The organism is Bradyrhizobium sp. F1.4.3 (assembly GCF_040548375.1).
Classification (GTDB): domain Bacteria; phylum Pseudomonadota; class Alphaproteobacteria; order Rhizobiales; family Xanthobacteraceae; genus Bradyrhizobium.
On record NZ_JBEPRN010000009.1, the window covers coordinates 106,216 to 120,991 of the forward strand.

The 14,776-nt window shown below is 62.9% G+C and carries 16 protein-coding genes; 9 read left to right on the plus strand and 7 right to left on the minus strand.

The window, feature by feature from the left end; all coding sequences use genetic code 11:
* Positions 1–116: 116 nt before the first annotated feature.
* Complete coding sequence (locus ABIB73_RS22915) at positions 117–1,310, minus strand: aspartate kinase (protein ID WP_354227577.1); 1,194 nt, start codon at positions 1,308–1,310, stop codon at positions 117–119.
* A gap of 443 nt (positions 1,311–1,753) precedes the next feature.
* Here ABIB73_RS22915 and ABIB73_RS22920 point away from each other — a divergent pair, with 443 nt between their 5' ends.
* Entirely contained in the window at positions 1,754–2,845 is a 1,092-nt protein-coding gene (locus ABIB73_RS22920) for a zinc ribbon domain-containing protein (RefSeq protein WP_354227579.1), read from the plus strand.
* A 209-nt stretch (positions 2,846–3,054) separates the two neighbouring features.
* On the opposite strand, the gene ABIB73_RS22925 is transcribed toward ABIB73_RS22920, so the two are convergent.
* Positions 3,055–4,281 carry an MFS transporter gene (locus tag ABIB73_RS22925; protein ID WP_354227581.1) on the minus strand — a complete coding sequence of 409 codons (1,227 nt, stop codon included), beginning with the start codon at positions 4,279–4,281 and terminating at the stop codon, positions 3,055–3,057.
* Between the two features lie 178 nt (positions 4,282–4,459).
* Between ABIB73_RS22925 and ABIB73_RS22930 the strand changes: the two genes are divergently transcribed.
* Together ABIB73_RS22930 and ABIB73_RS22935 are read left to right on the plus strand one after the other, a co-directional pair.
* Positions 4,460–5,047 (plus strand): TetR/AcrR family transcriptional regulator, encoded by a 588-nt coding sequence (locus tag ABIB73_RS22930; RefSeq protein WP_354227860.1) that lies wholly within the window; start codon positions 4,460–4,462, stop codon positions 5,045–5,047.
* Between the two features lie 127 nt (positions 5,048–5,174).
* The gene (locus ABIB73_RS22935) at positions 5,175–5,627 is read left to right on the plus strand and encodes a universal stress protein (protein WP_354227583.1); all 453 of its coding nucleotides are present in this window, start codon (positions 5,175–5,177) and stop codon (positions 5,625–5,627) included.
* Positions 5,628–5,890: 263 nt separating this feature from the next.
* On the opposite strand, the gene ABIB73_RS22940 is transcribed toward ABIB73_RS22935, so the two are convergent.
* Both ABIB73_RS22940 and ABIB73_RS22945 read right to left on the minus strand, forming a co-directional pair.
* On the minus strand, positions 5,891–7,264 hold the full coding sequence (locus ABIB73_RS22940) for a PleD family two-component system response regulator (protein WP_354227585.1): 1,374 nt from the start codon (positions 7,262–7,264) through the stop codon (positions 5,891–5,893).
* A gap of 13 nt (positions 7,265–7,277) precedes the next feature.
* Positions 7,278–7,643 (minus strand): response regulator, encoded by a 366-nt coding sequence (locus ABIB73_RS22945; protein WP_008566616.1) that lies wholly within the window; start codon positions 7,641–7,643, stop codon positions 7,278–7,280.
* A gap of 276 nt (positions 7,644–7,919) precedes the next feature.
* Between ABIB73_RS22945 and ABIB73_RS22950 the strand changes: the two genes are divergently transcribed.
* Both ABIB73_RS22950 and ABIB73_RS22955 read left to right on the plus strand, forming a co-directional pair.
* Positions 7,920–8,231, plus strand: a complete 312-nt coding sequence (locus tag ABIB73_RS22950) for a DUF3572 domain-containing protein (RefSeq protein WP_045012358.1) — start codon at positions 7,920–7,922, stop codon at positions 8,229–8,231.
* On the plus strand, positions 8,228–9,517 hold the full coding sequence (locus ABIB73_RS22955; protein WP_354227587.1) for a DNA polymerase IV: 1,290 nt from the start codon (positions 8,228–8,230) through the stop codon (positions 9,515–9,517). Before ABIB73_RS22950 ends, ABIB73_RS22955 begins: the two co-directional genes overlap by 4 nt.
* A 57-nt stretch (positions 9,518–9,574) precedes the next feature.
* On the opposite strand, the gene ABIB73_RS22960 is transcribed toward ABIB73_RS22955, so the two are convergent.
* Together ABIB73_RS22960 and ABIB73_RS22965 are read right to left on the minus strand one after the other, a co-directional pair.
* The gene (locus ABIB73_RS22960) at positions 9,575–9,976 is read right to left on the minus strand and encodes a RidA family protein (RefSeq protein ID WP_354227589.1); all 402 of its coding nucleotides are present in this window, start codon (positions 9,974–9,976) and stop codon (positions 9,575–9,577) included.
* A gap of 75 nt (positions 9,977–10,051) precedes the next feature.
* A complete protein-coding gene (locus tag ABIB73_RS22965) occupies positions 10,052–10,897 on the minus strand; it encodes a cell envelope integrity EipB family protein (RefSeq protein ID WP_354227591.1) in 846 nt (281 codons plus the stop codon).
* Between the two features lie 252 nt (positions 10,898–11,149).
* On the opposite strand from ABIB73_RS22965, the gene ABIB73_RS22970 reads away from it, so the two are divergent.
* The 4 genes from ABIB73_RS22970 to ABIB73_RS22985 are packed head-to-tail and all read left to right on the plus strand — an operon-like array spanning position 11,150 to position 14,154.
* Positions 11,150–11,617: a RidA family protein gene (locus ABIB73_RS22970; RefSeq protein WP_354227592.1), complete on the plus strand. Its 468-nt coding sequence runs from the start codon at positions 11,150–11,152 to the stop codon at positions 11,615–11,617.
* Between the two features lie 5 nt (positions 11,618–11,622).
* Positions 11,623–12,369: a glycerophosphodiester phosphodiesterase gene (locus ABIB73_RS22975; protein ID WP_354227594.1), complete on the plus strand. Its 747-nt coding sequence runs from the start codon at positions 11,623–11,625 to the stop codon at positions 12,367–12,369.
* A 54-nt stretch (positions 12,370–12,423) separates the two neighbouring features.
* Positions 12,424–13,665, plus strand: a complete 1,242-nt coding sequence (locus tag ABIB73_RS22980; RefSeq protein WP_354227596.1) for a GNAT family N-acetyltransferase — start codon at positions 12,424–12,426, stop codon at positions 13,663–13,665.
* A 60-nt stretch (positions 13,666–13,725) separates the two neighbouring features.
* Positions 13,726–14,154, plus strand: a complete 429-nt coding sequence (locus tag ABIB73_RS22985; RefSeq protein WP_354227598.1) for an HIT family protein — start codon at positions 13,726–13,728, stop codon at positions 14,152–14,154.
* 117 nt (positions 14,155–14,271) lie between these two features.
* On the opposite strand, the gene tsaA is transcribed toward ABIB73_RS22985, so the two are convergent.
* The gene (gene tsaA / locus ABIB73_RS22990) at positions 14,272–14,763 is read right to left on the minus strand and encodes a tRNA (N6-threonylcarbamoyladenosine(37)-N6)-methyltransferase TrmO (protein WP_354227600.1); all 492 of its coding nucleotides are present in this window, start codon (positions 14,761–14,763) and stop codon (positions 14,272–14,274) included.
* Positions 14,764–14,776: the final 13 nt, after the last annotated feature.

A 14,776-nucleotide genomic window follows, 5' to 3' on the forward strand; every position in this document is an offset into this window, starting at 1 on the left:
TCGAGCGTGCCCTCCGCTCCGCGCCAATGTGACCGCTCGGGCGACAGCCTCACGCCGAGTTTCTCACGTACGGTGTCTCACGCGGAGTGCTGTTATATTTTAGGCAAAACGGTCAACTAGATCAGCGAATGCAAAGCCTTGATCGCGGCCTCGCGGTTCTCCGCAGGAATGATCAAATTCACAGAATGCGGTGACAAAACGCATTTGTCGGCGACAATCCCGTGATGTTGCAGAACCTGAATCGCCTTAAACGGCAAGTCTGAACAAACGCCGCCAAAGCAAGTGAGGCTCACCGAACTCAAGGCCTCCCGCTGTTGGCGCAAGTCTTTGCTCTTCTCCAGCGTGCGCAGCAACGTGTCGAGCGACTCCGAATCGGAAGTCATCGTGATGCGGGTTTTTCCGTCGGCGCAAGCCGACGCGAGGAGCTGCGGCCAGGATAAGCCGTTTTGTTTAAGATGCCGCGCGAATTTCTCGAAGCCCTGATTGAGATCCGCCGAATCGATCTCCACATGCTCAATGCGAGCTATTGAGTTGACGGCCAAAACCTTTCCGCTTTCCATCCCAATAACCTCTCTCATCACTTGCGTGCTTTGTTCGGCGCCGCCCAGTTTCTTCAGAACCAAGGGAACGTTTTGGCTTTGTGCGAGCTCCACGCAGCGAAAATGCAAGACCTTGGCGCCCCAAAAACACATCTCCGACAGCGAGGTAAAATCCAGCTGACGCAAGGGTTTTGAATTCGCCACGATGCGCGGATCGGCCGAGCAAACTCCGTCGACCTCTTTGATGATCTGACAACATTCGGCTTTTAGCGCAGCTGCCATGGCGACTGCAGTGGTGTCGCTGCCGCCTCGGCCCAGCGTGGTGATTTCTTTGGTCGCCGGATTCACGCCCTGAAAGCCGGCCAAAACCACGATGCGTCCGCGGTCGAGCTCCTCGCGCACGCGAATAGGCCGTACATCCAAAATGCGCGCGGAAGAGTGCGAGTCGTCGGTCATCACTCCGGCTTGACTGCCGGTGAAACTAATCGCCGGTGCGCCGAGATCGGACAGCGCCATGCTCATTAAAGACATGCTGATGCGCTCACCGGTGGTTAGCAACATATCAAGTTCACGGCGACTGGGATGCGGGCTTACTTGATAGGCGAGCTTAACAAGTTCGTCGGTGGTCTTGCCGATCGCTGAAACGATCGCTACGACCCGATAACCACGCCTGTGCAGGTCGGCGAGACCGCTCGCGACCGCGCAGATTTTTGCCGGCGTTTCAAGACAGGTGCCGCCGTATTTTTGCACAATGATGGGATTGTTGCGCATTCTACATACAGAAATACTCCGCGCGAGCCCTGCGCGCCAGCACGAACAAACTGCGGCAGGCGCGCGTGCGCACTCTTGTTGGGTATCGGGAGGACAGTCCGCTTCGGGTCAAAACGCGAAGAACTCAACATGAGCAAATCTAGTCCGCAATGCCTCGGTGAGCGGACCTAGTGGAGGGCTGCGGCCACTTCTCCGATGGGCCAAACCCAGACATGCCCTCGTAAGCATGACCAAGGTAGGTTCTTCAGCTTCGGGCGACCTTTTTGGCTGGCCTGTGGGTCATTTCACAAATTGCGCGGCAAGGTTGCGGTAGACATCGAAAGGGCTTTGTCGAGAATCGTCCCGCCACCAAACCCCTCTGAGGTTGGGCGCGCCGGCGTGAACGGTCTCGGCCTTCGTTCAGCCTTCGTTGCCGAAGGCATCTCACGTAGGTGGTGACCATCATGGCAAGACTTGTCTGCGCCAATTGTCATACCGAGAACACCGAAGATACCCGCTTCTGCAAGAAGTGCGGCAAACGGGTTGGCGACGACTACATCGATCCCGATCTCGAACAACGTCTGTACGAGCGGATCGAAACCAGGCTCACGAACAAATGGATCTCTAAGGAGACCGTCGAGAAAGACATGGCGCTCAATGCCGCGACCAGGCTGAGCGAATGGGCCAAGCTGTTCGCGATCGCGTTCGGTGTGCCGGCGACGATCGCAGTCGGCATCCTCGCCTTCGTCGGCGTCAAGAGCACAACAGATCTGGCAAGCATCGAAGGCCAGACCGCTGCCTTCAAGAAAACGGCGAACGACGTGGAGGCGCAGTACACACTGCTTAAGGATAAGCTGCCGCAGCTCAACCAGATTGCGACCTCGCTGCGCGGGTTAGAAGATCGCGTCGGGAGCATAGAGTCCGCGGTGGCCAAGTTTTCGCCGTCTTCCTTGCTCAACAACTCGACCCAGGTGCAGTTGATAACGGCGCTGGAGCACTACACCAAGTACTTGAAGGAGCTGGGTCTAGCGCCGAAGTCAGTCCCAACCATCCATGTCCACACGCAACTGCCAAGGGCTGAATACGACGCCTATATGGAAGGCGACGACATCTATGTGAAGCTCGACCACGCTAACCCGGCGAAGGTCATTCACGAGTTCAGCCACAACGTGCTCCTTAGTCCGGTGCCGGGAGATAAGGACCTGCAGTGGTCTTACTCGGCAATCGAGGCCGGCGTAGCCAATTACCTGACAGCGGATTCCATCAACTCTCCCCTGCTGGACTCGGTTAACCTGATAGAACGAGTCCCGATCGCCGCCACACGTCACACCTGGGTTGGCGGCCAGTCTGAAGGCGGCATGGCCTGGGGAAGTTATATGTGGGCGTTGCGCGAGGATAAGTACACGTCGGCCAAAGCCACGCCCGCCATCGTGCAGGCGTTCCGGAAGCTGAAGCCGAGCACGCCGCCTCAGGATTACCAGGACATTTTCTTGAAAGAGTTGGTGGCGGCAGGACTGGATTCGGCGACGGTGAACAGACTACTTGCGAACCCGTAGTTCTCCGGTTCGACCCGGTTCGCGGTCATTGACCCTTCAAACCGCCAGACAGCTCGGCATCGAGGTGCCGGAAACGCTCCTCGCGACCGCCGACGAGCTGATCAAATGGGGCGCGATGTCTCCTCTGGGTCACAATCGGCCGATCGCGGTCAAGCCGCGCGACATCCGCTCCACGCTCCGAAGCCGACACTTATGACAACGCGCTCCGCCTACGCCGTTCGCAGCATCGGCGGCGCAGTCGGCCGGATCAGGGCGAACGCGATCTGGACGATGCCGGCAGCGAGCCCCACCGCCACGCCGATCCGCCAGGCCATGTTGTAGGAACCGAGCGCGTCATAGATCAGCCCGCCGCCATAAGCGCCGACGAAGCTGCCAAGCTGATGGCTCATGAAGGCGAGCCCCTGGATCATCGCCTGCCATTGCAAACCGAACATCTCGGCGACTGCACCCGCCACCAGCGGGCCGACGCCGAGCCAGAGAAAGCCCATCAATGCGCCGAACACCAGCGTCGAGGCCTCCGACGGCGGCAGCATGAAATACCAGGCAAGCACCATCGAGCGCGCGACGTAGATGCCGCCCAGCAGGGCAAGCTTGTTCCAGCGTTGGCCGGCCCAACCGAAGAACAGCGAGCCCAGCACGTTGAAGCCGCCGATCACGCCCAGCGTCTTCGCGCTCAGCATCGGATCCATGCCGCAGATCTGGAGATAGGACGGCAGGTGCGTAGTGATGAAGACGAGCTGCATGCCGCAGACGAAATAGGCCGCGGTCATCACCGCGAAGGAGGCGTTGCCGAACGCCGTGGCGGTTGCAGTCGCCGCCGAAACATTGCCGAGCCCGCTCGTCTTCGGCAGGGGTATGCGGTCGATCCGCCCGGCAAACCACGCCGCCGGCAGCATCAGGAGCGAGAGCACCACGAAGCCGCCGAGTCCGAAGCGCCAGCCATAGCCTTCGGCGAGCACTTGCCCGATCGGCGCCGACAACAGCGCACCGAGCGAGCCTGCCGCGGAGACCATGCCGAGCACGGTCGAGCGCACACTCTCCGGCGCCGCGCGCGCTGCGATCGACATCGCCATCGCGGCGGCGGTGCAAGCGAGCGACGTGCCGATCAGGACCCCTGCCCCGATCATCACCGAGATCATGCCTTGCGCGCCCGCCATCAATACGAGCCCGGCAATGTAGAGCAGCGCGCCAACCATCATAATGGCGCGAAAGCCATGGCGCACGGTCAGCGCACCGGCGAGCGGCTGGAGGAAGCCCCAGGCAAGGTTTTGCACGGCGATCGCAAGCGTAAAGTCGGAGACGGAGATGCCGACATCGTGGGTCAGCGGCTGCATGAAGATGCCGAGCGATTGCCGCAGGCCCATGCTCAGCGTCAGCATCAGCGAGGCGCCGATCAGGATGGGGAGCGTCGGGCGGAGCGCCTGCAGCAGTGGCATGGTTGATCTCCCTGTTCTTGTTCTTGTTCTCGTTCTTCTTGTTCCGGTGCCGTAATTCATGGCAGTGGATCGTCCGGCTTGATTACACCGACCTGTGTAATCTAGAATGCAACGGCGCGCCGCTGTCAAGGCGCTTGCTACACAGGTCTGTGTTATGCCGTCCGCCGAAAAATCCGAGATGAAGGAGCGGATCCTCGCGACCGCCGACAAGCTGTTCTATCTGCAAGGCATTCGCGCCATCGGCGTCGACACCATCGCGGCCGAGATCGGCATCTCCAAGCGCACGCTCTACAATCACTTCCCCTCCAAGGACGCGCTGATCGCGGCGTACCTGGAGCGTCGCTTCGTGCACGCGCGCCCCTCCGACAAGCCGCCGGAAGAGCAGATCCTCGCCACTTTCGATTCGCTGGAACGCCGGTTCGCCGCCAAGGACTTTCGCGGCTGCCCGTTCGTCAATGCGGTCGCCGAGCTCGGCCCCGCCGACCGCGCCGTGAAGAAGATCGCAATCGCGTTCAAGGAAAGCCGCCGTGTCTGGTTTCGCGAGCGGCTGAACGAGCTCGGCGTTAGCGAGGCCGATGCGCTCGCCACCCAGCTCGTGCTGCTGGTCGACGGTTCGATCGCGCAGGACCTCGTGCGCGACGACCCCGCGATGGCCCGCGCGGCCAAGGAGGCAGCGAAGGTGCTGCTGCGGAATGCCGGGGTGGATATGGGGGACGACACCGCCCCGAAGCCGACGGCAAAACGAGGCAAGCGCCCGCCGCACTAACCACCGCATGACGCCGTGTCATCACCTGCGCACGCAGGTGACCCTGCATCCCTGAAGGAGTGGACAGATGCCACACCACGGATAAGATAAAAGCGCCGAATGGTTCAACCAGCACGGGAGCAATCGAATGTATGCCGACATTCTCTTGAGCACGGATGGATCTGAAGTCGCGAGCAAAGGCGTTAAGCACGGGATCGCCCTGGCCAAGGCCCTGAACGCCAAAGCAACAATCATCACCGTGACGGAGCCGATGTACATCGACTATGGGAGCGGACACGCCTCGGGGTTTATACCCTCGCAGGAGGAGATGGACAGCTACGACGCATCTCACAAGGAACACGCGGACAAAGTGCTCAACGAAGCTCGATCCATGGCGGAGCAGATCGGGATTTCTGCAGAATTTTTGCATGTTCCGAATGCACATCCGGCCACTGCGATCATCGAGACAGCAAAGTCCAGAGGCTGCGACTTGATCGTCATGGCCTCGCATGGGCGTCGCGGCCTCAGGAAGCTCTTTTTGGGGAGCCAAACATCTGAGGTCCTTGCGAACGGAAGCGTGCCGGTATTGGTCGTGCCGTAGCCCTTGCCGTCCCCCGAAGAGGGCAAGCCACTCGCCGCGGCATACTGGGTTCCCCACCGGAGCCTGTCATCGGGCTCGCCGACGGCGAGACCCGGTGGCGGGGAATGACAGCGGAGCTAGCGGGACCAGTTCGGGATGTTAGCAAAATGCTCCTGTTTTGCCCGACGAGTCAAACGGCTTTGCTGACGCATAAGCCATTGATCCGACAGCAGCCGGCTACTTTGCATGGGGTTGTTTTCGATTTTTTTGTGCGGACGCCAGCCTCACGCCGCCTGCGACACCACGCGATTGCGGCCGTCGTGCTTGGCGCGGTAGAGCGCGGTGTCGGCGCGCTTGAGGACGTCGCCGACGGCCTCGCCCTTCTGCTCCAGCGTGGTCAGGCCGATCGAGATCGTGACCTCGATGCGTTTGGTGCCCTTGTGGACGGCAAAGGGCTCGCCGGCGATCGAGCGGCGCAGGCGCTCGGCGACCATGCCGGCGACGTGAAGGTCGGTCTCCGGCATCACGATGACGAACTCCTCGCCGCCATAGCGGCAGGCGAGATCGATGCCGCGGATCGACTTGCGGACGCGCACGGCGAATTCGCGCAGCACGTCATCGCCAGCGTCGTGGCCGTAATTGTCGTTGATCGACTTGAAGTAGTCGATGTCCAGGATCATCAGCGCCAAGGGCTTGCCGCGGGTCGAGGCCTGCTCGGCAAGCGTCGCCAGATGGCTCTCCATGTAGCGGCGATTATGCAGGCCGGTGAGTGCGTCCGTGATCGCCATCTCGATCGAGTTCTGCACGTTGTCGCGCAGATGATCGGTGTAGCGGCGACGGCGGATCTGCGTGCGTGCGCGTGCCAAGAGCTCGGTCTTGTCGATCGGACGCAGCAAATAGTCGTTGACGCCGATCTCGAGGCCGCGGAGCAGCCGCGTCGAGTTCTCAGCCTCCGCAATCGCGAGGATCGGCACGTGGCGGGTGCGCTCCAGCGAACGCGCCTGGCTGCACAGCCGCAGGCCGTCGAAATTGTTGAGGTCGAGCGAGACGATCAGCAGATCGTAATTGCCTTCAGCAGCGTGGAACAACGCCTCCGTCGGATTGGGCTCGACATCGACGGTGTGCTCGGCCGCGAGCAGGCTCGCCAGCCGCTCATAGGACGACTGGCGATCATCGACCAGCAGAATGCGTCCGCCCTTGCCGGTATCGGCGACCGCAGTGCGCTCCGGCGCCTGCATGCCGATCTCGAGCGAGGTGATGGCGCGCATGCGCAGCTCGTCCGTCATCATCTTCAACCGTGTCAGCGAGCGCACGCGCGCGATCAGCACGATATCGGAGACGGGTTTTGTCAAAAAGTCGTCGGCGCCGGCCTCCAGCCCGCGGTTGCGGTCGGCGGGGCTGTCGAGCGCCGTCACCATCACGACGGGAATGTGGTGCGTGGTCGGATCGCTCTTCAGGCGGCGGCAAACCTCGAAGCCGTCCATGTCGGGCATCATCACGTCGAGCAGGATGATATCGCATTCGGCGCGGGCGCAGATTGCCAGCGCCTCGGTGCCGTTCGAGGCGGTCATCACGTCGAAATATTCGGCAGAGAGACGGGCTTCGAGGAGTTTGACGTTGGCAGGGACGTCATCGACGACGAGGATACGCGCGGACACTGAAACTCACTCCCTACCCGATGAAACGCCGAACCGTCTCAATGAATTTGCCGACCGAGATCGGCTTGGACAAATAGGCTTCGCAGCCGCCCTCGCGGATGCGTTCTTCGTCGCCCTTCATCGCGAAGGCCGTGACCGCGACGACGGGAATGGCGCGCAGCTCCGGATCATCCTTGATCCAGCGCGTCACCTCCAGCCCTGAGACCTGCGGCAGTTGAATATCCATCAGCACGAGATCGGGCCGCATCTTGCGAACGAGGTCGAGCGCCTCGTAGCCGTTGCTGGTGCCCGAGGTCTGGTAGCCGTGCGCCTCCAACAGGTCGCGGAAGAGCTTCATGTTGAGCTCGTTGTCTTCCACGATCAGGACGGTTTTAGCCATCCTGTCCTCCTGACTGGCAAGGAGACCGATACATATGACGCCTCAGGCGCCGCTCGCCGGCGCTTCGAAAACTGGATTCAAACTAGCCTCAGATTCGCTCTAGTTTCGTTAAACCCGAGGGCTGACTTTCTGCGATGTGGTTTCCAGTTGCTTGTCTGGGGTCGCAAGACTTGGTCGCAAGAGACAAGACTTGGTCGCAAGAGACTTGGGCACGAGACTCGGGCATGATGATTCCAAAGTAGACACTGAAAGTTAATGGAAAGGCAAACCGGCCCCTTGAAAAAGCCTGTTCACAACCCCCGCGAAGTCGCTGAAATCGTTGCGATTCAGGCGCTGTCCTTCGTCGCAGGCGATCCCGAGCGGCTCGGCCTGTTCCTGGCCGAGACAGGTGTCGGCCCGGAGACGCTCCGGAATGCCGCCTCGGACCCGAATTTCCTCCTCAGCGTGCTCGATTTCGTGATGCGGGATGACGCGACCGTGAAGGCGTTTGCGACCGCCTCGGAACTGCATCCGACCAACGTCGCCGCGGCGCGGCAGGTGCTGGGCGACGCGCTCGGTGACCGGACCTGGGAGCGCGACGTGCCGTGAGCACCCCCGACCCGGCCGGTCCCCGCTGCTTCTGCCGGGATTGTCTGGCCGATCTCGACATGGGTGTACGGCGATGTTCCGCCTGCGGGTCCCCTCGCCTCGTCCGCCACGGCGGCCTCTCGGGGCTGACCATCGCCCATATCGATTGCGACGCCTTCTATGCCACGGTGGAGAAGCGCGACAATCCAGAGATCGCCGACAAGCCCGTCATCATCGGCGGGGGCAAGCGTGGCGTGGTGTCGGCGGCCTGTTACATCGCGCGCACCTATGGCGTGCGCTCGGCGATGCCGATGTATAGGGCGCTCGAAGCCTGCCCGCACGCGACCGTAATCCGGCCGGACATGGCGAAATATGTCCGCGTCGGGCGTGAGGTGCGTCAGGCCATGCAGGCGTTGACACCGCTGGTCGAACCACTCTCGATCGACGAAGCCTTTCTCGACCTCTCCGGCACCGAGCGCGTCCACGGCATGATCCCGGCAAAGGTGCTGGCGCGCTTCGCCCGCGATGTCGAACGCGACATCGGCATCAGCGTTTCGGTCGGCCTGTCTTGCAACAAGTTCCTGGCCAAGATCGCCTCCGACCTCGACAAGCCGCGCGGTTTTGCCACGCTCGATCAGGAGGAAGCGCGCCTGATGCTGGCGGAGAAGCCGGTCGGCTTCATTTTTGGCGTGGGGCCTGCGACGCAGGAGCGCCTGGGGCAGCGGGGCTTTCGGATCATCGCCGACCTCCAGAAGGCCGACGAGATCGAGTTGATGCGGCAGTTTCCAAGCGAGGGCCGCCGGCTGTGGCGACTCGCCCGCGGCATCGACGACCGCCGCGTCGAAGCCGACCGCGGCGCCAAGACGATTTCAAGCGAGACCACCTTCGAGACCGACATCCGCGACTTCGCAACACTGGAGAAGATCCTGTGGCGGCTGTGCGAGAAGACGTCATCGCGGCTCAAGAGCAGCGAGCTTGCCGGATCGACCGTCACGCTGAAGCTGAAGACCGCCGATTTCCGCCAGCGCACGCGCTCGCAATCGATCGCAGCCCCGACGCAGCTCGCCGCAAAGATTTTTGCGATCTGCCGCGAGATGCTGGCGAAAGAGATCGACGGCACCGCCTTCCGCCTGATGGGCGCCGGCGTCAGCGCGCTGCGCGAAGGCTCGGCGAAAGACGACACCGACATGCTCGACCGCCGCGCCGCGCATGCGGAGCGGGCCGTGGACAGCTTGCGGAAGAAGTTCGGCAGCGCCGCGGTGATCCGAGGCATTGCGTATGAGGGGCCGGAGAAGGCGGAGGAATGACGAAGCGCCCGTAGCCCGGATTGAGCGCAGCGCAATCCGGGCTACAGATTCAGACCCTCAATCTGCGACCGCCACGGCCTCGATCTCGATCAGCCATTCCGGCGCGGCGAGCGCGGAGACGCCGACAAGGGTAGAGGCCGGCGGCTCCATGCCATCGAAGAAGACGGAGCGGGCCTTGCCGATGATGGGACGCAGCTCAGGCTTGTAGTTCACCACGAAGGTCGTGATCTTGACGATGTTGGCGTAGCTCGCGCCGGCCGCCTTCAGCGCGTGGCCGAGATTCTGCATCACCTGCGTGGTCTGTGCGGCGAGATCGCCCTCGCCGACGATCCGCCCCTCCTCATCCACCGACACCTGGCCGGAGATGTAGATGGTGCGCGCACCGGTGGCGGTGACGACGTGGGAATAGGCCGGATTGTGATGCAGGCCGCTGGGGCGGAGATGATCGAGCTTGGGCATGGGGCTGGCTCCCGGAGGTTTGTGGTTGGGAGCAAGCGTAGCCGCAGAGTGCGACAAGGGCTAGACGTCTCGCCCTCAATTGCAGGGCTTGCTGTCCTTGACGTCGAACTTGCCCATCGCGCCGGAAATGACAAAGTCGTTGTAGTCGAGCACAAGCTGGCGGGAGACGCCGTTCTCGTAGAGCTCGAACGACATCGCATAGACCGGCGTCTGCTCGCCCTCCTTCTGCTGGACCTCGCGATCGAAATAGCTGACGGTGACGGGCCAGCGCTTGAGCGATTTCATGTGCTCGTCCGACGTCGACGCATCGGGCGAAGCGGTGCGGTCGGCGGGGATCGGTTGCCCGATCACGGTCAGCGTGTTGTAGACCTTCTGGCCGTCGTCGGAGCCGTCGTAGACGGAGAGCTCCAGCAGCGACTTGCCGTCCTTGGCCGCAGCAATGATGCGCTGGATCTGCTCGGTCGGGAACACGACCTTGCCGTCGAGGGTGAAATTCTTCGGCGCCGGCAGCTTCAGCTTGACGTTGATGTGGTCGCCGTCGCGCTCCGCCGAACCGTCGACCTGGCCGGCCTCGGTCTCGTTCATCCGCGTCTCGATCTTGAAGCGATAGCTCTTGCCGGCGGCGTCCTCCCAGGAATTGGAGCGGAGGTCGCTCAGCGTGATCTTGCCCTCGCCGCTGTCAAGCTCGGAGACCTGCCGGAATTCCGACGTGTAGCCTTCGCAAGCACTGCCGGCGAAATTGTAGAGGATGCGGCCTCGCGCGCTGCTGATCGAGTTGGAGCGCGATTTGACGAGGCTCAAATCATAGAGCGCCTGGTGCGCGAGGAACGGACCGTTCGCAGCCTCGGCTCCGCCGCCAGCGCCGAAAGCGGCCGCCGCGAGCGCCATCACACCGAGCGAAGTCCGGAAAAGGTGCACCATATCTGTCCCTTGGGAAGCGCAGATTCGACACTTTAATGACCGTTCCATTGCGTCGCAACTGCGGCGGTTTCACGTAAAGTTGCGCCTCTACGTTGAACCTCCTGTCCTACCTCAAGAAAATACAGTCCGGTCCGGCGCCTTGCCGCCCTGTCGGCTTGCTTGCATGTGGCGGCACGATGGGCGAAACAGGGCGCGCCCGGCCGCGAAATCAGGCGTCCGGAGCAGATGAATTTTTGGACAACGAGGTTGAAGATGGCGGGCACGGTCGAACAGAAACTGGCGGAACAGGGCATCAAGCTGCATGAGGCCCCCACCCCCGTGGCCAACTACGTGCCGTTCGTGCGCACCGGCAATTTGCTGTTTGTGTCCGGCCAGGTCTGCTTCGCACCCGACGGCAAGCTGATCGCCAAGGGCAAGCTCGGCGCCGGCGTCTCGCTCGAAGACGGCACTGCGGCCGCGCGCGGCTGCGCGGTCAACCTGCTCGCCCAGGTCAAGGCGGCGCTCGGCGACCTCGACAAGGTCGTGCGCGTGGTGCGCCTTGGTGGCTTCATCAACTCGGCACCGGACTTCCTGGATGGGCCGAAGGTCCTCAACGGCGCCTCCGACCTGATGGTCGCGGCCTTCGGTGACAAGGGCCGCCACGCCCGCACCACCGTCGGCGTTGCCTCGCTGCCCGCGGATGCGGCGGTCGAGGTCGAAGGCGTGTTCGAGGTCGCCTGACGCGGATGCGCGCTCCTGATTGGCTGACAGCGCGGCCGGTCGCCCATCGCGGCCTGCATGACATCTCACGTGGCATCGTCGAGAACATGCCGGGTGCGGTGCAGGCGGCGATCGCAGGCAATTTTTCGATCGAGGTGGACATCCAGCTCTCCGCCGACGGCGAGGCCATGGTGCATCACGACCATGCACTCGGGCGCCTCACCGAGGCCACGGGCGAGCTGGTCGCAAAGACCGCGGCCGAGCTGAAGGCGCTCAGCTTCAAGGACACGCCCGAGCGGATGATGTCGCTCAGCGACCTCTGCACCATGGTCGCCGGCAGCGTGCCGCTGGTGATCGAGGTAAAGAGCCATTTTGATGGCGACCGCAAGCTGGTGAAGCGGATGGCCGAGGTGCTGTCGTCCTACCAGGGGCCCGCGGTCGGCATGTCATTCGATCCCGACCAGGTGCTCGCACTGCGCGAGCTGTTGCCCGCACGCCCCCGCGGCATCGTCGCACAACGGACCTATGAGGACGAGTACTGGGCGAAGCTGACGCAGGACCAACGCGACAGCATGCTGTACTTGCGCCACGGCTTCCAGACCCAGCCGCATTTCGTCGCCTTCAAGGTCGACCACCTCCCGGCCCCCGCCCCCTGGATCGCCCGCAACCTGTTCGGCTGCGCCCTGCTCGGCTGGACCGTGCGCACTGCGGAGCAGCGGACGCGCGTCGGGCAATGTGCCGATCAGATGATCTTTGAGGGATTCGTGCCGTAGGCTTGATGTTCCCCGCTCTTGAAGTCGCTGCTGCAATGCACGATCTTGGGCGCAATGGCATCATCCGACATCACGCTCGAGGCAGTACCGTCGATTGGCGAAGTTTCGCCGGAGGATTGGGACGCCTGCGCAAATCCCGGCAAGGCTTGCAATGGGCATGGCAAGGGAACCTCATCCGGACTCCCAGGCGATTTCGCCGGGTTCTCAAAACCTGCTTATAACCCGTTCGTCTCGCACGCATTTCTCTCGGCCGTAGAGAAATCGGGTTCGGCGACCGTGCGCACCGGCTGGGGGCCGCGGCATCTCGTGGCCAAGATCGGCGGCCGCGTCGCCGGCATCGTGCCCTGCTATCTGAAATCGCATTCGCAGGGCGAATACGTCTTCGACCGCGGCTGGGCGGACGCCTATGAGCGCGCCGGCGGGCGCTACTATCCAAAGCTCCAGGTCTCGGTTCCCTTCACGCCGGCGACGGGTCCGCGGCTCCTGATCCGCGATGGTGCCGACCATGAGCGCATCGCGGAGGCGTTGGCGAGTGGGCTGGTGGCGCTGTGCGGCGTCAGCAAGGCCTCCTCGGTGCACGTGACTTTCGCGCGCGAGGCGGAATGGAAGCTGCTTGCCGAGCACGGCTTCCTCCAGCGCACCGACCAGCAGTTCCACTGGCACAACGAGGGCTTTGCGAACTTCGACGACTTCCTCGCCACCCTGAACTCGCGCCACCGCAAGTCGATCAAGCGCGAACGACGCGATGCGCTCGCCGCCGGCATCACCATCCACTGCCTCACGGGCGGCGACATCACCGAGGATGCCTGGGACGCCTTCTTCGGATTTTACATGGAGACCGGCTCGCGCAAATGGGGCCGGCCCTATCTCACGCGCGAATTCTTCTCGCTGATTGGCGAGACCATGAGCGAGGACGTGCTGCTGGTGATGGCCCGCCGCAACGACCGCTGGATCGCGGGCGCGATCAACTTCATCGGCTCGGACACGCTGTTCGGCCGCAACTGGGGCGCGGTCGAGCATCATCCGTTCCTGCATTTCGAGGTCTGCTACTATCAGGCAATCGACTTCGCCATCAGGCGTGGCCTGACCCATGTCGAGGCCGGCGCGCAAGGCGAGCACAAGATCGCGCGCGGCTACCTGCCGCGGACCACCCATTCCGCACACTTCATCGCCGATCCGGGCTTACGCCGCGCCATCGACGATTATCTCAAGCGCGAACGCGCTTACGTCGCGGAGGCCGGACGGGAGCTGGCCGAGCTCGGCCCGTTCCGGAAGGACGCCGACGAGGCGCCTTGACGCCCTCGCACGGCTGGTGACAGTAAGCGCAAAATTTCAGGGAGCCGCCGAGGAGCTACAATGACCGCCTACGACCCCAACAACATCTTCGCAAAGATCCTGCGCGGCGAGTTCCCCTGCCACAAGGTCTACGAGGACGAACATGTCTTCGCCTTCCTCGACATCATGCCGCGCGTACCCGGCCACACGCTGGTGATCCCGAAGGCCCCTGCCCGCAACATCCTCGACATCAAGCCCGACGACTACGCCCATGTCGCCCGCGGCGCGCACAGAATTGCGGCCGCCGCGATGACGGCGTTCAAGGCCGACGGCATCACGGTCCAGCAATTCAACGAGGCCGCCGGCGGACAGGTGGTGTTTCACCTCCACATGCACGTCATGCCGCGCCACCACGGCGTGGCAATGCTGCCGCCCGCCAGCCGCAAGGAAGACGTCAAGGTGCTGGAAGCGAACGCGACCAAGCTGATCGCGGCGCTGAAGGCGGGGTAGGTCTCTCCCGCCCGTCATTGCGAGCGAAGCGAAGCAATCCAGACTGCTTCCGCAGAGACACTCTGGATTGCCTCGTCGCAAGGGCTCCTCGCATGACGGGGTTGGAGCGGAGTGCTCTCATTCCGTCTGAAAATCCCCCGACTGCGGCGCCGCCAGCGGCGTGAACTCGCAGCGATCGGGCTTGAGGTCGATCAGCGGCGTGCGATCGATGCAGTCGAGGCCGCGCACCAGGATCGTGCTGCCCTCGATCCCGACCAGCTTGACGATCGAGGTCCCGATCGGATTGGGCCGCACCGGCGAACGCAGCGAGAAGGTGCCGCGGGTTTTCTCGTTGTTCTTCGGGCTTTGCAGGACGATGTCGCGGCGCGACTTGTCGAGCCAGTAAAGCACTTCGAGATTGCTGTAGAAATCGACGCCCTTGATCGCCGGCACGAACGGCTCGAAGATTTCCAGCCGGCACACCGGGCCGTCGGCGCGACCCTGCCGCGGCGTCTCCAGCCGCGAGGTCCAGGGCGTACGGATGCGGCCGATGAAGACAAGGCCGGCATCCTCCGTCGGCGGCAGCTCGATGGCGACCTCACCCTCGCGGAGCTCGTTTTCGCGAACCATAGTCCCAGTTCCT